We start from the raw sequence: 18,622 nt of genomic DNA, 5'->3' as shown, positions 1-18,622 counted from the left end.
GGGTAACATTCAGCTATTCGATAGCATTTTGTAAGGAATTGGGCTTATGCACCAGGGAGTCGGCTTTATTCAGGATCTGGCAGTCGTGATGGCGATCGCGGGGATCGTCACCGTGCTGTTTCATCGCCTGAAACAGCCGGTGGTGCTCGGCTATATCGCGGCGGGCGTGATCATCGGGCCTTATACGCCGCCGTTCCAGCTGATCCACGACGAACAGACCATCCAGACGATGGGCGAACTCGGCGTCGTGTTCCTGATGTTCTCGCTGGGGCTGGAATTCAGTCTGCGCAAACTGTTCCAGGTGGGCGCGACGGCCATCGTCGCGGCGATATCGGAAATCGTCGTGATGCTGTGGCTCGGCTATGAGATCGGTCGCGCGTTCGGCTGGGCCACGATGGACTCGTTGTTCCTCGGCGCGATTCTGGCGATTTCCTCCACCACCATCATCGTCAAGGCGCTCGCGGATCTGGGCGTCAAGCGCGAGCCGTTCGCGCAACTGGTGTTCGGCATTCTGATCGTCGAAGACATCCTGGGTATCGCGATGCTGGTGCTGCTCGGCGGCATCGCGCAAACGGGCGAACTTTCGCCTGGCATCGCGCTGATCACGCTGGGCAAGCTGCTGCTGTTCATGCTGGTTTCGTTGCTGGCGGGCATCCTGATCGTGCCGCGCGTGCTCGGCTACGTGGCGCGCGTGGGCAGCGACGAGATGCTGCTGGTCTCCGTGCTGGGTTTTTGTTTCGCGTTCTGCCTGCTGGTCGTGAAGCTCGATTATTCGATCGCGCTGGGCGCGTTCCTGATCGGCGCGGTGATGGCCGAATCGCGGCATCTGGAGCGCATCGAGCATCTGGTCGCGCCACTACGCGATGCGTTTTCGGCGATCTTCTTCGTCACCATCGGGCTGATGCTCAATCCGCTCGTGCTGGTCGATTACGCGTGGCCGATCGCGGTGATTTCGCTGGCGGTGGTGTTCGGCAAGCTGGTGTCGTGCGGTCTGGGCACCTTCCTCGCGGGCCGCGACGGCCGCACGGCGATGCGCGTGGGCATGACGGTTTCGCAGATCGGCGAGTTCTCGTTCATCATCGCTTCGCTCGGCTTGACGCTGAAGGTCACGAGCGGCTTTCTCTATCCGATCGCGGTGACGGTTTCGGCGATCACGACGCTCACCACGCCGTATCTGATCCGCGTGGCCGATCCGCTCTCGCAGCGGCTCGCGCGCGCCATGCCGCCTTCGGTTTCTAACGTGTTCGGCATGTATAGCCAGTGGCTGCGTTGCCTGATGCCGCGTTCGCAGGAAGCGGGCGGCCCGACGCTGTTTTCGCTGACGAGGCGCATCGTGCTGCAGATCGCGGTGAATCTGGCGCTGGTGTCGGCGATCTTTATCGGCATGTCGTATGGCGCGCGCTACGCCGCGCCGCTCATCGCCAACTGGGTGCCCGACGAGCGCATCCAGCGCGTGGTGCTCTGGAGCGCGGCGCTGCTGCTGGCGATGCCGTTCCTCGTGGCCGTGTGGCGCAAGACCCAGTCGCTCGCGCTGCTGCTCGCCGAAGTAAGCGTGCAGCCGGAGAAAGCGGGGCGCTTCACGCGCGCGCTGCGTCACGCGATTGCCGAACTGGTGCCGGCGGTGTCGATGATCGGCGTGTTCGTGCTGGTGGCCGCGCTCTCGGGCACGATCCTGCCGCCCACGGGCTTTCTGATCGGCGTGCTGGTGTGCGCGGCCGTGCTGACGATGCTGTTCTGGCGCTGGTGCGTGAAGATCCACGCAAGCATGCAGATTGCGCTGCGCGAGACGTTCGACGAGCGCCAGGGGCAGGATTCGCAGTAAGAACGCAGCGCCTGGGCGGGCTCGCACGAGGCGCGCCCAATGTGACGGAATGTGAGCAATTGTGCAAATGGGTGGCGGCGTCATGCCGTGGGACGCATAATCGGAACCCTGTTCATCCGTTTGCGCCCTGCAACGATGCGGCGCGCCCCGACACCACGTCATGAGCGAAAACAAGACCGACCGCCCCGAGGTTCCCGACGGCGCAGGCCGTCCCGCCGAGTCCGACCCGTCCAATCCTTCCACGACTTCCTCTGCGGCCCAGACGCCATCGGGCGAAGCCGCGCAACGCGCCTCGACTGACGCGCCCGCAAGCGCCTCGACCGTGACGCCCGACACAGCGGGCGCCGACAGCTCCGGCGTCGGCACCGACGAGGAGCCGATCAGCGCAAAACCCGTCGAAGCGCCCACCCAGGCCCAGCGCGTTGCCGAAGGCGTGCAGGCGCGCGAGGAAACGGCGCGCGCCGTCGAGCGCCAGGCTGCCGAGGCGGCGGCCAAAACGGCTGCCACAGGCGTGGGCAAGCCGCAAGTGCCGATCGAAGTTGCCGCCGATGCCAGCAAAGACGTGCCCGCTCCGGCGCAAGGCCAGAGCACGACGGCGGGCGCCGCGGCTGGAACGGCCGCGCAGCCGCCGCAGACCGGCAGCGCGTCGCGCCCCGGTGCCGCGCCCGCAGGCTTCGGTCAGGCGCCTGACTTCAGCGCGCAGAATCCGCCGCCGCCGGGCGCGCTGCCGCCCGATTCGCCGCGCTACCTGCGACCGAGCGATTCGGCTTGGTCGGTGCTCGGACGCATCATCGCGGCGCGCGCGCGTCAGCTATTCGATCGCGCGGGCCAGCGCATCACCCAGCGCACGCTGCGCATTGGCGTATCGGCGCGTATTTTTCACCCCGAGCCGGGCGCGCAGGGTTTGCGCGGCAAGACGCTGCAATATCTCGAAGAATCGATCGCGCATTGGGTCATGTCGCGCGATGTGATCGTCTTCATGATTCCGACGGTCGGCCATCAGGGCATGCTCCATCCGAGCAATATCCGCCTGCGCGACTACGCGAAGCACCTCGACGGCCTGCTGCTGCAAGGCGGCGCCGATGTCTCGCCGCAAACTTATGCGGAAGTTGCGCCGCGCCCGGAATGGCCCGGCGACCGCGTGCGCGATATGTACGAGCTGGAACTGCTGCATGAATTCGTCGAATCGGGCAAGCCGGTGCTGGGCGTGTGCCGTGGCTGCCAACTCATCAACGTGGCGTTCGGCGGCACGCTGTATCAGGACATCGCCACCGATGTGCCCACGGCCGGTGTGCACGTTAGCGAGCATTACGACCAGCATCGTCACGCGGTCACGTTCCCGGAAGGATCGTCGCTCGCGAGCATGTTCCCGGGGCGGCGCGAAGCCATCGTCAACTCGATTCACCATCAGGCGGTCAAGACGCTCGGCCGCGATCTGACGGTGGAAGCGGTGTCGGCCGGCGACGGCCTGATCGAAGCGGTGCGATACCGCCGTGCGCCGTTCGTGGTGGGCGTGCAGTGGCACCCGGAATTCCATCGCGCCGGCGGTCCCGAACTGCTCGATTGCACGCCGCTGCTCGATAACTTCCTGCGCTCGGCGCGCGAGACGCGTTTCTGACGCGCTTCTGACGCGAGACGTCTGGATTTATCAACAAAGCAGGACATCGAGAGGGGCGATTGCGAAAGCAATCGCCCTTTTTATTTTTCATACAACCTGTCCGAATATTCCTATGCTTTGCTAGGTGATTTCTGACAAACAAACAGCAGGTTCTTTTGTTATCCGAAATTAATTGGCGTTTATGAGATTTTCGTGCGGCGATAATAAACGGTTACTCGAAATCCTGAACGGAACTGGCAGTCATGAAGCAATCCCTTTCGCCGCGGCGCGCTTTGCTGGCCGCTGCGGCCTTCACACTCCTGCAGCACGGCGCGTGCGTCTGGGCCGGCGCGCCCGCGAGCGACGCTGCGCCGGTGGCGGGCGCCCGCCCGGCGCTCGGCAGTCTGACGCCGCAGCCCGCCAATGCGTTGCCGCCCGCCGGTATGGTCGACGACCAGGCCACGGCTGGCGCCTCGCAAGGCGATGTCGCCACGCTGATGCAGCTGATCCACGATTCACAACTGGTTGAATTGCGCACCACCTATAACGCCAGTTATGGGGCGAGCCTGTTCTTCTATCCGCCCGAAATGACGTATTACGTGGTGCTGTTCCAGGACAAGCACTTCTGGCGCGTGATTCGTTCGCAGGACGAAGCACGTGCCGAATCGATCTATGCAAACTTCGTGCAGCAGACCCAGCGTCTTGCCGAAGTGGAAATTCGCCGCATGCAGATCGAGGCGCAAAAGGCGTTTATCGATCGAGTGATTGCGATCAACGAAGATCGTGCGCGGCGTCTGCAGGCGGATATCGACGTGGCGCGCACGCAGCAGGCGCGCGTCGACGACTACCAGCGTCAGATGCAGGGCAATGCGGCCGCACTCAACGCGCAGAAGCTGCAGGCGCAAGCCCAGTTGCGTGATCTGCAGAATCAGGTCAATCAACTCCAGCGGCAAACCGAGCAGGGCTTGCCTGCCGTAGGCCGCTAAGGGAATGCTGAAGGATTGCTGCGCCGCGCTGTCCAAAGGGATGGCGCGGCGCGCACAGGATGACGAGTCAGCGCAGGACGAGAGAATGTAAAAAGCCCGGCTTCGAGCCGGGCTTTTTACTGTGTGCTGAAAGGCGTGCGCTTTATTTGTCGAAGTGGTCGGGTACTTCGGTCACGCGGCGTTGCGCGACATGATTGACCCATTCCGTGCTGTCGGCGTTCAACGGCGCGCGGTTCGCGGCGGGAAGCGCTGCATGCGTGTTCGCGTAGGTGGCGAGCGACGCATATTCGTCGCTGGCATTGGTCGCGAACTGATGTGGCGAATATTCCGCAGCCTCCGAGTACATGCCCTGCGTGCGATGCGTGGTGACGACCGGTGCGCTCAGGTGCGGCGTGAATTCCTGCGCCGCGTGGCGGCGGGCGGGTTCGCGTGCCGCGCGTGTGCTGTAGGCGGTTTCCTCGCGCGTGCGCCGGGACGTGCTGACGCGCTTCTCGCTCGCGGCCCTGGACACGAGCGCGGATTCGACGGGTTGGTTCGCGCGCGCACGCACCGTGAAGTCGGGCTGCTCGACCGATGCCGGCGCCGCAGGCGCTACCTTTGCTGCCGGAGCGATGGCTGGAGCAAACGCGGGCGCTGGCGCGGGCGTCGCGCGCGCGGTTACAGCGGGCGTAGTCACAGCAGGCGTAGTAGCAGGAGCCACGACCGCGATGGTGCTCTCTGCACGTTGCGCCGGCGAAGGCGCGACCGCTGGCGTTGCCTCCCGTTGCGCGACGATCGTCGAGCCGATCGCAATGCCGCGCTCGTTGTTCACTGCGTTGCTAACGTCCGGCGCCTTTGCCGCGACAACCGCTTTCGGCCCTTCGACCACGCCCGAAACCGAGACGTTGCGATCGTGTGCGGCACGCTCATCGGCCAGACGTGCCGACGATTGCGCGCTGGCTGCACCAATGGCTGCGGTTTTCGGCGCCGGGCTGACGGATTCGCGCAGAACCGTGCGGTCTTTCTCGTTGCCCGGCTGCGTGTGGCTTGCGACGATCCACGCCAGCAGCGCCGCGCCGCCGATGGCCACTGCGCTAGCCGCGAGTTTGTGCGATGGCGGCGGCGTGCGCTCAAGCGGCGCCGCCTGCATCGAACGGCTTGATTGCGCCGCGTTGACGGGCTTTGCGCCGATGGCTTCGGCCGCCGCCTGCTGCGCCTGCGCGGCGTTCAGCGCTGCACCGATGGGCGCGGCTGCCGGACGCGGCGGTTCAGGCGCAACGCGGGCGGCACGCTCGACGTGCTCCCAGCTATACACCTTGCGGAATGCCTCCGCGCTCAGGCAGATCGTGCGCAGGAACGCCGCATACAGCGCGTGCAGTTCGGTGCGCAGGCTGAAATGCGAAGGCATGAGCGACCATTCGCGGCCGAATGGCGGCGGGACGCGGTTGAGCGGGCGCATGTGCGGCATCGCGAGTGCGCCTTCCACCTGAACTAACGGAAAAGTTGACATGGATCTCTCGCTGCCTTTGTCGAGGCGGGGCACCGGAACACGGTGGTGTTCGAAAGGCGCGCCACAATCCAGCGCGGCAGCGCGCTATTCGGAAGTCGTATGGTTGATCTCTGATCTTGCAGGTCCGACTTCCGGCAATCCATCGGAAACATCCGAAAATATGACGGGAAGTGTAGTCGTCACGCGCGCGAGGGTCGCGTTGGGTGCGCAGGGCGTGGCCGCTCGCGTGCGCTTTGCGCAACAGGCGGCGGCTAGTTGGCGTTCAGCCGATAGATATAGCGCAGCGCGGTGATGTCGATGCCGCCCATGTGATCGGGCTCGGCGCCCGAAAATTCCCAGCCTTGCCGCTCGTAGAAGGCGATTGCCGGCGTATTGCCATCGAGCACGTAGAGATAGAGCTGGGCTTCGCCTTGCGCGCGCGCCCAGCTCTGCGCGGCTTCCATGAGCCGCTTGCCCACGCCGATGCCCTGATGCGCCGGCAGCGCATGCAGATTGTCGAGCAGCACGCCCCACGGCGATTCGGGCTGGCGCTCGACGCACACGAAGCCGACCGGCGTGCGGCCGTGCGGCTGCGCGTCGCGTTCCGCGATCAGCACGAGGCGGCGCTCTTCGCCGGGCGCTTCCATGCGCGCACGCCAGTAGGCGGCGCGCTCGGCATCGACGTCGCGTTCGAGAAAAGCGGCCGGCAGCAGGCCGCGGTAAGTGGCCTGCCAGCTGGCGGCGTGCATGGCGGCGAGGAGCGGGGCATCGGCGGCGGTGGCCGGGCGCAACGTCAGGGTGGCGGCGGTGGGCATGCTGGGCATTCGTTATGCGGGAAGAGCGCGGACCATCGCCATGGCGGTGAAATCGCCGGAACAGGCCGCATCGATGAGCTATTGTGCATGATAGGTATCGCACGTCGATACCCCGCCGAAAAGAAAGCTATTCGAAATAATTGAATTAATTTAGAAAGAAATGGCCGATGTTGCTGTTGATTGACGAGAGACGGCCAGGTTTTCCCCGAATGTCTGGGTATTGGGGGCCGCAGCATAATGGGCGCCCGCGCGGGCGCGCGTGAGGTCGTGGCGCATCGCCGCCGCGGCGGTGTTTCGTGTTTCACCTTCAGAGATGCAGAGATCGTCATGTCCACAGCGACCCACGTTTCTTCCAGCGAATCGAAGTTCCGCACGGTGTTCCGCGTCGTCAGCGGCAACTTCCTGGAAATGTACGACTTCATGGTCTACGGCTATTACGCCTCGGCGATCGCCAAGACCTATTTCCCAAGCAATAACCCGTTTGCCTCGCTGATGCTCGCGCTCTCCGTGTTCGGCGCGGGTTTCCTCGTGCGGCCGCTGGGCGCGATCATCCTCGGCGCGTATATCGACCATCATGGGCGGCGCAAGGGCCTGATCCTCACGCTCGGCCTGATGGCGCTGGGCACGCTGGCCGTTGCGGTCGTGCCGGGCTACGCGACCATCGGCGTCCTCGCGCCGGTGCTCGTGCTGCTCGGACGTTTGCTGCAGGGCTTTTCGGCGGGCGTGGAACTGGGCGGCGTCTCGGTTTATCTCTCGGAGATCGCGACCAAAGGCAACAAGGGCTTCTACGTGTCGTGGCAGTCGGGCAGCCAGCAGGTCGCGGTGATCTTCGCGGCCCTGCTCGGCGTGGTGCTGCACCGCCTGCTGCCGGTCGAGGAAATGACGGCGTGGGGCTGGCGCGTGCCGTTCATCATCGGCTGTCTGATCGTGCCGTTCCTGTTCCTGATTCGCCGTTCGCTGCAGGAAACCGAGGAATTCGCGAAGAAAAAGCATCGTCCGTCGATTCGCGAAATCATGGCGTCGATGGCGCAGAACTGGGGCATCGTGCTCGGCGGCATGGGCATGGTGATCATGACGACGGTGTCGTTCTACATGATCACGGCTTACACGCCGACTTTCGGTAAGGAAGTGCTCAAGATGGGCGAACTCGATACGCTCATCGTTACGGTCTGTATCGGCCTGTCGAATCTGTTCTGGCTGCCGGTGTCGGGCGCGATTTCGGACCGCATCGGCCGTCGCCCCGTGCTGCTCGCCTTTACGATCCTCACCATCCTGACCGCCTATCCGGCAGTGCAGTGGCTCGTGGCCGATCCGTCGTTCGCGCGTCTGCTGATGGTCGAGCTGTGGCTGTCGTTCCTCTATGGCTGCTACAACGGCGCGATGGTCGTGGCGCTCACCGAAGTCATGCCCGCCGATGTGCGCACGGCCGGCTTCTCGCTCGCCTACAGTCTCGCGACGACGATCGGCGGCTTCACGCCGGCGATTTCGACCTATCTGATCCACGTCAGCGGCAACAAGGCCGCGCCGGGCGCGTGGATGGGCGTCGCCGGTATCTGCGGGCTGATCGCCACGCTCGTGCTCTACCGGACGGCCGAAGCGCGCAATCAGTACAAGACGGTTTGAAGTCGGCCGCGCGTTTCGCAGACGCAAAAAAACCCGCAGCGATGCGGGTTTTTTTATGGCTTGCCGAAGCGTGGCGCGGGCGCGTCAGCCTTCGCGCAAGGCGTTCGCCACCTGCGCGACGACTTCGTCCCATGCGCCCGGGCGCGGCTGGCGCACGAGCCGCGCGCGCGGATACCACGGGCTCGCGTTGGTGTCGGTGAACCAGCGCCAGTCGGCGGCAAAGGGCAGCATCAGCCAGAGCTTCGCGTCGAGAGCGCCGGCCAGGTGGGCAATCGACGTATCGATCGACACCACGGCGTCGAGCCGTTCGATGACGGCGGCGGTATCGGCGAAATCGGCGAGCTTTTCACCGAGGCGATGAATCGAGCGCGCACGCGGATGCACGTCGAGCGCCGCATGTTCGGCGTCGGTCAAATGGGGTTGCAACACGATCCAGTCGATGCCGTCGAGCGCGAACAGCGCTTCGAGCGCCGCGAGCGGCATGCTGCGGTTCTCGTGCCGATGAATGCGGCCCGACCACGCGAGGCCGATCTTGCGCCGCGCCTGGCCGCCCAGCGAGCCGCGCCATTTGCGGCGGTACGCGGTGGGCGCGGCGAGGTAGGGCATCGGCGCGGGCAGGGCGTCGAAAGTGGTGCCGAGCACGAGTGGCAGCGACAGCAGCGGGCATTGCAGGTCGGCGTTCGGGCGCGGCGTGCCCTGGGCGATCAGCGTGATGCGCGCCGTGTGCGCGGCGGGGGCGATCAGCGGCACGAGCGGCGCCTGCACTTCGAGCACGATGCGCGTGCCGGCCTGCGCCAGCGCGAAAATCGACGGCACGAAGCGGATGAATTGCAGCGTGTCGCCGAAACCCTGCTCGGCGTGGATCAGCAGCGTGCGCTCGCCGAGCGGCTCGCCGCGCCAGCGCGGCACGCCTTGCGGGCAAGTTGGCGGCGGGCACTCGCGCGTGGCGACTGGCACGCCCAGCGCGCCAAAGCCGGTGTCGCGCGAAGCCGGATCGAGACGCCATTCGTATTCGGGCAGGCCGCGCCGGAAGTCGCCGAGCGTGAGCCACGTGAGCGCGCGGTTCAGGTGCGCGGCGGCCAGATCGGGCCGCGCGCGCAGCGCTTCGTCGAAGGCGCGCAGCGCGGCGGCGTGACGGCCCAGCGCGTGCTGTGCGGTGCCCAGCGCGAGCCAGGCCAGCGAAAACTTGGGATCGAGGCCGATCGCGCGCTCATAGGCGCCGATGGCCGCTTCGTGGCGGCCGAGCGCGGCGAGCGCGTTGCCCAGACCAAACAGCGCGGGCGGGAACTGCGGTTGCAGCGCCAGCGCGGCCTCGTAGCCGGACACGGCCTGGCTGTGATAGCCGGTCGCGTCGAGCGTATTCGCGAGGTTGAAATGCGCGGCCACGAAACGTGGCTGCGCGCGCAGCGCTTTCTGGAAATGCTCGACCGCGCCCGCGCTGTCGCCAAGCGCATTCAGGGCCATACCGAGGTTGTTGTGCGCGCCTGCGTGGCCCGGGCGGATCTTCAGCGCGCGGCGGAAGGCGTCGGCGGCTTCGGCGTGGCGGCCGAGCGCGTGCAGCGCATTGCCGAGGTTGTTGTGCGACGACGCATCGCCCGGCTGCAGGCGCACCGCGTGGCCGAACGCGTACATCGCATCTTCGTGGCGGCCGATCGCGGCGTAGGCGTTGCCGAGGTTGTAGTGCGCGAGCGCGAAGGCGGGCGACAGCGTGAGCGCATTGCGAAAGCGCTCGATCGCGCGGTCCAGATCGCCGAGCGCCTTCAGCGCATTGCCGAGGTTCAACTGGAGCGCGGCGTCGTCCGGCCGCAGGTCGACCGCCCGGCGCACGAGGTCCGCGGCTTCGGCGTGCTGGCCCTGTTGATGCCGCAGCACGCCGAGCATATGCAGCGCATCGACGTGTACGGGATCGGCGGCGAGCGTCGCGCGGTAGCCGCGCTCGGCGTCATCCAGCCGGCCGTCGCGATGTGCGGCGAACGCGCGGACAAAAACCTGTTCCATGACCTGAAGGCAGAGACTTTGAAGATGCAAAGGCGGCATTTTCCCACACTCGCGCAGGCGTTCCGCCATTCGGACGTGGGTTCTTGACCTGGTGCAGTGCCAGAACCGCCATAATGGGCCAGCGTCTTCCTTGCCGGAGGTCAGCGCAATGAGCGCCGATGGGCATCACGATCATCCGCACCACAGTCACGCCGGCCACGGCTCGCACGGCCATCATCACCACCACGCGCCGGCCAACGGTCATGGCCGCGCATTCGCGCTGGCCGTCGCGCTCAATCTCGTCATCGTGGTCGTGCAGGGCGTCTATGGCGTGCTCGCGCATTCGGCCGCGCTGCTGGCGGACGCGGGCCACAATCTCTCCGATGTGCTCGGCCTGCTGCTCGCCTGGGGCGCGGCCTGGCTTGCCACGCGGCGGCCTTCGGCGCGCTATACGTTCGGTTTCGGTAGCAGCTCGATTCTCGCGTCGCTGGCCAATGTCGCGCTGCTGCTGGTCGCCTGCGGCGCGATTCTGGCCGAAGCGATCGGGCGGCTGGTCCATCCCGCGCCGGTCGCGGGCCTCGACGTGTTCGTGGTCGCGACGGTCGGCATGATCGTCAATGGTTTTTCGGTGTGGCTGTTCATGCGCGGCCAGAAGGACGACATCAACATTCGCGGCGCCTTCCTGCATATGGCCGCCGATGCGGGCGTGTCGGCGGCCGTGGCGGTGAGCGGGCTGGTGATACTCGGCACGGGCTGGAGCTGGGTCGATCCGGCGATGAGTATCGTCGTCGTGCTCGTGATCGTGCGCGGCACCTGGGGTCTGCTGCGCGAATCGGTGCGGCTCGCGCTGGCGGCGGTGCCCGAGGGCATCGATATCGACGGTATCCGGCTTTTTCTTGCGCAGCAGCATGGCGTGACCGATGTGCACGATCTGCATGTCTGGGCCTTGTCCACCACGGGCAATGCGCTTTCCGCGCATCTGGTGATGCCGGCGGGCCATCCCGGCGACGCGGCGCTCGATGCCATCGTGAGCGCGCTGGGTACGCGGTTTCGCGTGCAGCATGTGACCTTGCAGGTCGATCTCGGTACGAGCGTGCATCGCTGTGCGCTCGATATGCGGGCCGATGTGCAAGCCGATGTGCATTCCAGTGAGCAACTGGGTGCCGCGCCGCACAGTCACACATAAGTGCCGCGCCGGCCCGCGCGCGGCCACGCCAAGAGCGGGCGTACACTACGCTTCATGTCGACCGTATGGAGGTCTGCATGACCGAGGTTTTCTCCCAGCCGTCCGTGCTTATCGTCGGTGCGGGACCGACCGGTCTCGCCGCTGCCCTGAGCCTCGCCCGCGCGCGCATTCCGGTCCGTCTGATCGATCGCACGCGCGAACCCGGACGTCAATCGCGCGCTATCGGCATCCAGGCGCGCACGCTCGAACTGTTCGAGCAGCATCGCATCGTCGAGCCGTTTCTCGCGCGCGGTCATCGCGCGCACGTCGCCAATCTCTATTCGAACGGCCAGCGCCGCGCGCGACTGGACTTCGACCCGCTGTTCACGCGCTATCCGTATCTGCTGTTTCTCGATCAGAGCGAAACCGAACGCATTCTCGCCGCGCAACTGGCGAGCTTCGGCGTCGAGGTCGAGCGCGGCTGCGAACTGCTGGAACTGCATCAGGGCGCTGCAGGTATCAGCGCCGATGTGCGCCGCGCCGATGGCCGCCAGGAAGCGCTGCGTTGCGCCTGGCTGATCGCGGCGGACGGCGCGCACAGCACGGTGCGCCATCACCTTGGCATGCAGTTCGACGGCGAGACGCTCGCGCAGTCTTTCCTGCTCGCCGATATCGAAGCGAGCACGCCCTGGTCCGACGACGAATTCCACGTGTTCGCCTCGGGCGACGGTCTGGCCGCGCTGTTTCCGTACGGCCACGGCCGCTATCGCCTGATCGCCGATCACAAGACCATGCTGCCCGCCGCGCCCGAAGGCGCGATGCCGGTGCCGACGCTCGAAGAATGCCGCTCGGTGGTCGAGCGCCGCGTGCATCATCCGGTCTCGATCGCCGATATGACCTGGGGCTCGTACTTCCGCATCAACAGCCGCATGGTGCGTTTTCTGCGCATGGAGCGCGTGTTCTTCGCAGGCGACGCCGCGCATGTGCATAGCCCGGCGGGCGCGCAGGGCATGAACACGGGCATTCAGGAAGCGTTCAATCTGGGCTGGAAACTCGCGCGCGTGCTGGCCGGCGCGCCCGAACGGCTACTCGATACCTACCACGCCGAACGTTCGCCGATCGAGCGCATCGTGCTGCGCCAGACCAGCTTCATGACACAGCTGGTCGAAGCCGATCACGGCCCGCTCAAGCTGCTGCGCGAACGCGTGATGCCGGCGCTGGTCGCGCTCGGGCCGCTGCGCGACGCGGCGCGCCAGGCGGTGAGCGAATTGTCGATTCAATACCGGCGTAGTCCGCTCACGCTCGAACGCGTGCTCGATGGCGGGCCGCGCGCAGGCGAGCGTGCGCCCGATGCCTGCGTGCGCGTGATCGACGGGCCGCTTGGCAAGGCGCCGGGCAAGGGCCGCATTTTCGATCTGCATGACCCGGCGAGCTTTTCGCTCTTTCTGCTGGTGGACGAAGAAACGGTGCGCGCCGCCGATGTCGCGGAGCATGCGGGCGAAGCGAGCCCCGCGGCCGGAAGTGGCGCCGAGGCATTGCGTCATTTCGCCGAAGCCATCGAGCGTGCGATGCCGCAGGCGGTGCGGGTCTGGTGGCTGGCGGAACTGGAAGAGGGCGATGTGCCGCTCGCGGGCGAAGGCGCACCGACGCTCGGCGACGCCTACGGCCGCACGCGCCCCGCGTTCTATCTCGTGCGGCCCGACGGCTATATCTGCGCGCGCGGGCGCACGGGCTCGGATCTGCACGGGCTGCTGCGCCATTGCGAAACATGGTTCGCGCCGACGCCATCGCCTAAACCTTCCGCGCAGTGATCGCGCGGCGTCCGCCTGTCACCTCCTAGGTGGCGGGCGTGAGCGCCTCGCGATGCTGCACGAGCGCGTCACGCACGATCGCGGTAAAGCTGTCGCTTTCATGCGTGGCATCGAGCGCGGCCAGCAGCGTGCGCCGCATGCGCGGCTCCCAGAACTTGCGGATATGTTCGGCAATGCCCGTGAGCGCCTCCTCGCGATCGGGCAGCGAGTCGAAGAACATGCCGATCTGGTTGGCCATTTCGATCAGGTGATCGCTTTTCATCGCGTGTCTTCCCAGATTTATTTGCCGTTAGTGGTCAGCAGTTCGCGCGAGCGATGCAACTCGAGCTGCGTCTCGTTGAAACGCGAGTACTCGCGTTGCCATTCCGACGGCTGCTGCACGTGGCTCACCTGCACGGCGGTCACCTTGTACTCGGGGCAATTGGTGGCCCAGTCGGAGGCATCCGTGGTGATGACGTTCGCGCCCGATTCGGGGAAGTGGAAGGTCGTGTAGACCACGCCCGGCTGCATGCGCGTGCTCACCTTCGCGCGCAGCACCGTATGCCCCGCACGCGATTCGATGCCCACCCAGTCGCCGTCGCGAATGCCGCGATCCTCGGCATCGACGGGATGCACCTCCAGACGATCCTCCTCGTGCCAGCGCGAGTTCTCGGTGCGCCGCGTCTGCGCACCCACGTTGTACTGCGACAGGATGCGCCCGGTCGTGAGCAGCAGCGGGAAGCGGCGCGTGACCTTCTCCGGCGAGGCGATGAACTTCGTGATGACGAACTTGCCCTTGCCGCGCACGAAGCCGTCGATATGCATGATCGGCGTGCCGTCGGGCGCCTGCTCGTTGCACGGCCACTGGATGCTGCCCATTTCGTCGAGCCGCTTGTACGAGACGCCGTGGAAAGTGGGCGTGAGACGCGCGATCTCGTCCATGATCTGCGACGGATGCGTGTAGTCCATCTCGTAGCCGAGCGCGCGGGCGAGCAGGATCGTCGCTTCCCAGTCGGCGTAACCGGCGATCGGCGGCATCACCTTGCGGACGCGCGAAATGCGGCGTTCGGCATTGGTGAAGGTGCCATCTTTTTCGAGGAACGACGAACCCGGCAGCAGCACATGCGCGTACTTCGCCGTCTCGTTCAGGAAAATATCCTGCACGACAATACATTCCATCGACGACAGCGCCGCCGCCACATGTTGCGTGTTCGGATCGGACTGGACGATGTCCTCGCCCTGGCAGTAGAGGCCCATGAAGGTACCGTCGAGCGCCGCTTCGAACATGTTCGGAATGCGCAGCCCCGGCTCGCTTTGCAGCGCGACGTTCCAGGCATCTTCGAACAGCGCGCGCACATTCGCATCGCCCACATGGCGATAGCCCGGCAGCTCGTGCGGGAACGAACCCATATCGCACGAACCCTGCACGTTGTTCTGGCCGCGCAGCGGATTCACGCCCACGCCTTCGCGGCCGATGTTGCCCGTGGCCATGGCGAGATTGGCGATGCCCATCACCATCGTCGAGCCTTGCGCGTGTTCCGTCACGCCCAGGCCGTAGTAGATCGCCGAGTTGCCCTGGCGCGCGTAGAGCCGCGCGGCCGCGCGCACCTGATCGGCAGGCACGCCCGTGAGCGCTTCCATCGCTTCCGGCGAGTTCTCCGGCAGCGCGACGAAATCGCGCCATTGCTCGAACGCGCGCGTCTCGCAGCGCTCGGCCACGAACGCTTCGTTGACCAGACCTTCGGTGACGATCACGTGCGCGAGCGAGTTGACCATCGCCACGTTGGTGCCGGGGCGCAGTTGCAGATGATGCTCGGCCTTCACGTGCGCGGTATCGACGATATCGATACGGCGCGGATCGACGACGATCAGCTTCGCGCCCTGACGCACGCGGCGCTTCAGGCGCGAGCCGAACACCGGATGCCCGTCGGTCGGATTCGCGCCGATCACCATGATCACGTCGGAATAATCGACGGAGGCGAACGTCTGCGTGCCGGCCGATTCGCCTAGCGTGGTCTTGAGGCCGTAACCGGTGGGCGAATGGCACACGCGCGCGCAGGTATCGACATTGTTATTGCCGAAGGCGGCGCGCACGAGCTTCTGCACGAGATAGGTTTCCTCGTTCGTGCAGCGCGACGACGTAATCCCGCCGATCGAATCGCGCCCGTGCTTCGCCTGGATGCGGCGGAATTCGCTGGCCGCGTAGTTGATCGCTTCTTCCCAGCTGACTTCGCGCCACGGATCGGTGATCTTCGCGCGGATCATCGGCTTCTTGATGCGGTCCTTGTGCGTGGCATAACCCCATGCGAAACGGCCCTTCACGCAGGCGTGACCTTCGTTCGCCTGACCGTTCTTGTGCGGCACCATGCGCACGACCTGATTGCCCTTCATCTCGGCCTTGAACGAGCAGCCGACGCCGCAATACGCGCAGGTCGTCACGACCGAATGTTCGGCCTGGCCGAGCATCACGACGCTCTTTTCCTGCAAGGTCGCGGTGGGGCAGGCGGCCACGCACGCGCCGCACGAAACGCATTCCGATTCCATGAACGGCTCGCTCGCGCCCGCGGCGACGCGCGATTCGAAGCCGCGCGCGGCAATCGTCAGCGCGAAGGTGCCTTGCGTTTCTTCGCAGGCGCGCACGCAGCGATTGCAGACGATGCACTTCGACGGATCGTAGGTGAAGTACGGGTTCGATTCGTCCTTCTGATCCTTGAGGTGATTCGCGCCATCGAAGCCGTAGCGCACTTCGCGCAGGCCCGTCACGCCGGCCATGTCCTGCAGTTCGCAGTCGCCGTTGGCGGGGCAGGTGAGACAGTCGAGCGGGTGATCGGAGATGTACAGCTCCATCACGTTGCGGCGCAGCTTGTGCAGACGGTCGGTTTGCGTGCGCACCTTCATGCCCGCTTCGACGGGCGTCGTGCACGAAGCCGGATAGCCGCGCCGGCCTTCGATTTCGACCAGACACAGACGGCACGAGCCGAACGGTTCCAGCGAATCGGTCGCGCAGAGCTTGGGCACGTTGATGCCCGCTTCGATCGAGGCGCGCATCACGGACGTGCCCGCCGGCACCGTGACCGGCTGGCCGTCGATTTCGAGCGTGACGTCGATATCGGCGTGGCGCAGCGGCGTGCCGTAATCGGTGTCGTCGAATGGCGAGCGGGCATTGGCCTTGTTCATCGCCGCCGATTTGCAGGCGCAATTGCCGGAACCGCAACCACCGGCTTGGGAGAGCGTGTCGGACATGCTGGTTCCTTGTTCAGGCTGCGGTGGCCGGTTGTACAGCGGGTTCGAGACCGAAATCTTCAGGGAAATGATCGAGCGCGGAGAGCACCGGGAAGGGCGTCATGCCGCCCATCGCGCACAGCGAGCCGGACACCATCGTGTCGCACAGATCGCGCAGCAGCGTGACCTGCTTTTCGGAGGTGTCGCCTTGGCGGATCTTCGCAATCACTTCGACGCCGCGCGTCGAGCCGATGCGGCACGGCGTGCACTTGCCGCAGGATTCGAGCGTGCAGAACGCCATCGCGTATTGCGCGAGTTCGGCGAGATTCGAGCTGTCGTCGTGCACCACGATGCCGCCGTGGCCCACGACCGCGCCGACGGCCGCATACGCTTCGTAGTCCATCGGAATGTCCCACTGGCTTTCGGGCAGATAGGTGCCGAGCGGGCCGCCCACCTGCACGGCGCGCGCAGGACGGCCACTGGCGGTGCCGCCGCCGTAATCGACCATCAGTTCGCGCAGCGTCACGCCGAAAGCGAGTTCGACCAGACCGCCGCGCGCGATATTGCCGGCAAGCTGGAACGGCAGCGTGCCGCGCGAGCGGCCCATGCCGAAATCCTTGTAGAACGCCGCGCCCTTCGCAAAGATGATCGGCACCGTGGCGAGCGTGATGACGTTGTTGATGACCGTGGGCTTGCCGTAGAGACCGGCCAGCGCGGGCAGCGGCGGCTTGGCGCGCACGATGCCGCGTTTGCCTTCGAGCGATTCGAGCAGCGCGGTTTCTTCGCCGCACACATACGCGCCCGCGCCCTTGGCGACGAACAGATCGAAGCGCTTGCCGCTGCCGAGCACATCGTCGCCGAGCCAGCCCGCGGCGCGCGCACGCTGGATGGCTTCCTCGAGCGTGGCGATCGAATGCGGATACTCGCTGCGCACATAGATATGGCCGACCGTCGCGCCCACCGTGATGCCCGCGATCGTCATGCCTTCGATCAGCACGTAGGGATCGCTTTCCATCACGAGACGATCGGAGAACGTGCCCGAATCGCCTTCGTCGGCGTTGCAGACGATGTACTTCTGATCGGCCTGCGCCTGCGCGACCGTGCGCCACTTGATGCCGGCCGGGAAGGCCGCGCCGCCGCGTCCGCGCAGACCCGATTCGATCAGGGCGTCGCAGGCCTGGGCGCTGGTGGTCTGCAGCGCATTGCGCAAACCTTCGAGGCCGCCGTGCGCGACGTAGTCGTCGGTCGACAGCGGATCGGTAATGCCGATGCGCGCGAAGGTCAGGCGCTGCTGGCGGCTCAGATACGGAATCTGCTCGACGAGACCGACGCCGCTGGCGTGCTGGCCGCCGCGCACGAAGTCGCTGTCGAACAGCGCGCCGACATCGCCTTCATCGACATTCGCGTAGCCGACACGGCCGTCCGGCGTCTCGACTTCGACGAGCGGTTCGAGATAGAGCAGGCCGCGCGAACCGTTGCGCACGAGTTCGATGTCGATGCCGCGTGCGGCGGCTTCGCGCTGGATCGCGGCGGCGACTTCATCGGCGCCCAAAGCCAGCGCGGACGAATCGCGAGGAACGTAGATGCGCGTCATGCGGCCTCCTCGGTGCGGGCGGTGGAAGCCGCGACGGCCTTCGCCAGCAGCCTGTCGAACTTCTGCGGGGTCACTTTTGCGTGCAGCGTGCCGTTAATCATCATGGCGGGCGACAGCGCGCACTGGCCGAGGCAATAGACCGATTCCAGCGCGACGCTTTCGCCCGAAGCCTGCTCGTCATGCGAGTGCGCGCCGAAGTGGCATCCCGTATGCGCTTCGGCATGCTGCGCGAGCGCTTCGCTGCCCATGCTGCGGCACGCCTCGGCGCGACAAAGCTGGACGACGACCGGCGCGGGCGGCGCGGTGCGGAAATGGTGGTAGTAGGTGAGGACGCCGTGCACTTCGGCGCGCGAGAGATTCAACGCTTTACCGAGCGGCCTGACCGTGTCGGGCGGCACGTAACCGAGTTCGTCCTGAATGGCGTGCAGGATCGCCAGCAGGGTGCGGCCCGGCAGCGCGTGGCGCTGCACGAGGGCATCAGCCGAAGCCGCTATCGGCGTGGCCGATTGCGGATTTGTCTCGTCCATTGTGAGGCTCCTCCAGGGGCATATATGCACTTGTTA

13 protein-coding genes are annotated in these 18,622 nt (G+C 65.9%); 6 read left to right on the top strand and 7 right to left on the bottom strand.

The features are described from left to right. The first annotated feature begins 46 nt into the window (after positions 1-46). From U5A67_RS27250 to U5A67_RS27240, 3 genes are all read left to right on the top strand, one after another. Positions 47-1,822, top strand: a complete 1,776-nt coding sequence (locus U5A67_RS27250; RefSeq protein WP_205984300.1) for a cation:proton antiporter — start codon at positions 47-49, stop codon at positions 1,820-1,822. 160 nt (positions 1,823-1,982) lie between these two features. Further along, the gene (locus U5A67_RS27245; RefSeq protein ID WP_321816800.1) at positions 1,983-3,440 is read left to right on the top strand and encodes a gamma-glutamyl-gamma-aminobutyrate hydrolase family protein; all 1,458 of its coding nucleotides are present in this window, start codon (positions 1,983-1,985) and stop codon (positions 3,438-3,440) included. Positions 3,441-3,682: 242 nt separating this feature from the next. Next, positions 3,683-4,405 carry a DUF2968 domain-containing protein gene (locus tag U5A67_RS27240; protein WP_321816801.1) on the top strand — a complete coding sequence of 241 codons (723 nt, stop codon included), beginning with the start codon at positions 3,683-3,685 and terminating at the stop codon, positions 4,403-4,405. A gap of 142 nt (positions 4,406-4,547) precedes the next feature. Here the strand turns inward: U5A67_RS27240 and U5A67_RS27235 are convergent, their stop codons facing one another. Further along, positions 4,548-5,894: a hypothetical protein gene (locus U5A67_RS27235; protein ID WP_321816802.1), complete on the bottom strand. Its 1,347-nt coding sequence runs from the start codon at positions 5,892-5,894 to the stop codon at positions 4,548-4,550. 251 nt (positions 5,895-6,145) lie between these two features. After that, entirely contained in the window at positions 6,146-6,688 is a 543-nt protein-coding gene (locus U5A67_RS27230; protein WP_415767950.1) for a GNAT family N-acetyltransferase, read from the bottom strand. Positions 6,689-7,015: 327 nt separating this feature from the next. Here U5A67_RS27230 and U5A67_RS27225 point away from each other — a divergent pair, with 327 nt between their 5' ends. After that, positions 7,016-8,311 carry an MFS transporter gene (locus tag U5A67_RS27225; protein WP_205984295.1) on the top strand — a complete coding sequence of 432 codons (1,296 nt, stop codon included), beginning with the start codon at positions 7,016-7,018 and terminating at the stop codon, positions 8,309-8,311. Positions 8,312-8,395: 84 nt separating this feature from the next. Here the strand turns inward: U5A67_RS27225 and U5A67_RS27220 are convergent, their stop codons facing one another. Then, positions 8,396-10,309 carry a tetratricopeptide repeat protein gene (locus tag U5A67_RS27220; RefSeq protein ID WP_321816804.1) on the bottom strand — a complete coding sequence of 638 codons (1,914 nt, stop codon included), beginning with the start codon at positions 10,307-10,309 and terminating at the stop codon, positions 8,396-8,398. A gap of 148 nt (positions 10,310-10,457) precedes the next feature. Here U5A67_RS27220 and U5A67_RS27215 point away from each other — a divergent pair, with 148 nt between their 5' ends. Beyond that, positions 10,458-11,474: a cation diffusion facilitator family transporter gene (locus tag U5A67_RS27215; protein WP_321816805.1), complete on the top strand. Its 1,017-nt coding sequence runs from the start codon at positions 10,458-10,460 to the stop codon at positions 11,472-11,474. A 77-nt stretch (positions 11,475-11,551) separates the two neighbouring features. Then, complete coding sequence (locus U5A67_RS27210) at positions 11,552-13,264, top strand: FAD-dependent monooxygenase (protein WP_321816806.1); 1,713 nt, start codon at positions 11,552-11,554, stop codon at positions 13,262-13,264. Positions 13,265-13,289: 25 nt separating this feature from the next. Here the strand turns inward: U5A67_RS27210 and U5A67_RS27205 are convergent, their stop codons facing one another. From U5A67_RS27205 to U5A67_RS27190, 4 genes are read right to left on the bottom strand one after another with little or no spacing between them, the layout of a single operon-like run. Further along, complete coding sequence (locus tag U5A67_RS27205; protein ID WP_205984291.1) at positions 13,290-13,526, bottom strand: formate dehydrogenase subunit delta; 237 nt, start codon at positions 13,524-13,526, stop codon at positions 13,290-13,292. A gap of 17 nt (positions 13,527-13,543) precedes the next feature. Next, complete coding sequence (gene fdhF, locus U5A67_RS27200) at positions 13,544-16,486, bottom strand: formate dehydrogenase subunit alpha (protein WP_321816807.1); 2,943 nt, start codon at positions 16,484-16,486, stop codon at positions 13,544-13,546. 13 nt (positions 16,487-16,499) lie between these two features. Next, a complete protein-coding gene (locus U5A67_RS27195) occupies positions 16,500-18,059 on the bottom strand; it encodes a formate dehydrogenase beta subunit (RefSeq protein WP_321816808.1) in 1,560 nt (519 codons plus the stop codon). After that, positions 18,056-18,586 (bottom strand): NAD(P)H-dependent oxidoreductase subunit E, encoded by a 531-nt coding sequence (locus U5A67_RS27190; protein WP_321816809.1) that lies wholly within the window; start codon positions 18,584-18,586, stop codon positions 18,056-18,058. The genes U5A67_RS27195 and U5A67_RS27190 overlap by 4 nt, the downstream gene beginning before the upstream one ends. Positions 18,587-18,622 lie beyond the last annotated feature (36 nt).

Source organism: Paraburkholderia sp. J69-1 (assembly GCF_905220255.1).
In the GTDB taxonomy this organism is placed as follows: domain Bacteria; phylum Pseudomonadota; class Gammaproteobacteria; order Burkholderiales; family Burkholderiaceae; genus Paraburkholderia.
Note: the sequence above shows the minus strand (reverse complement) of the source record. Positions and strands in the feature narration are given on the sequence as shown.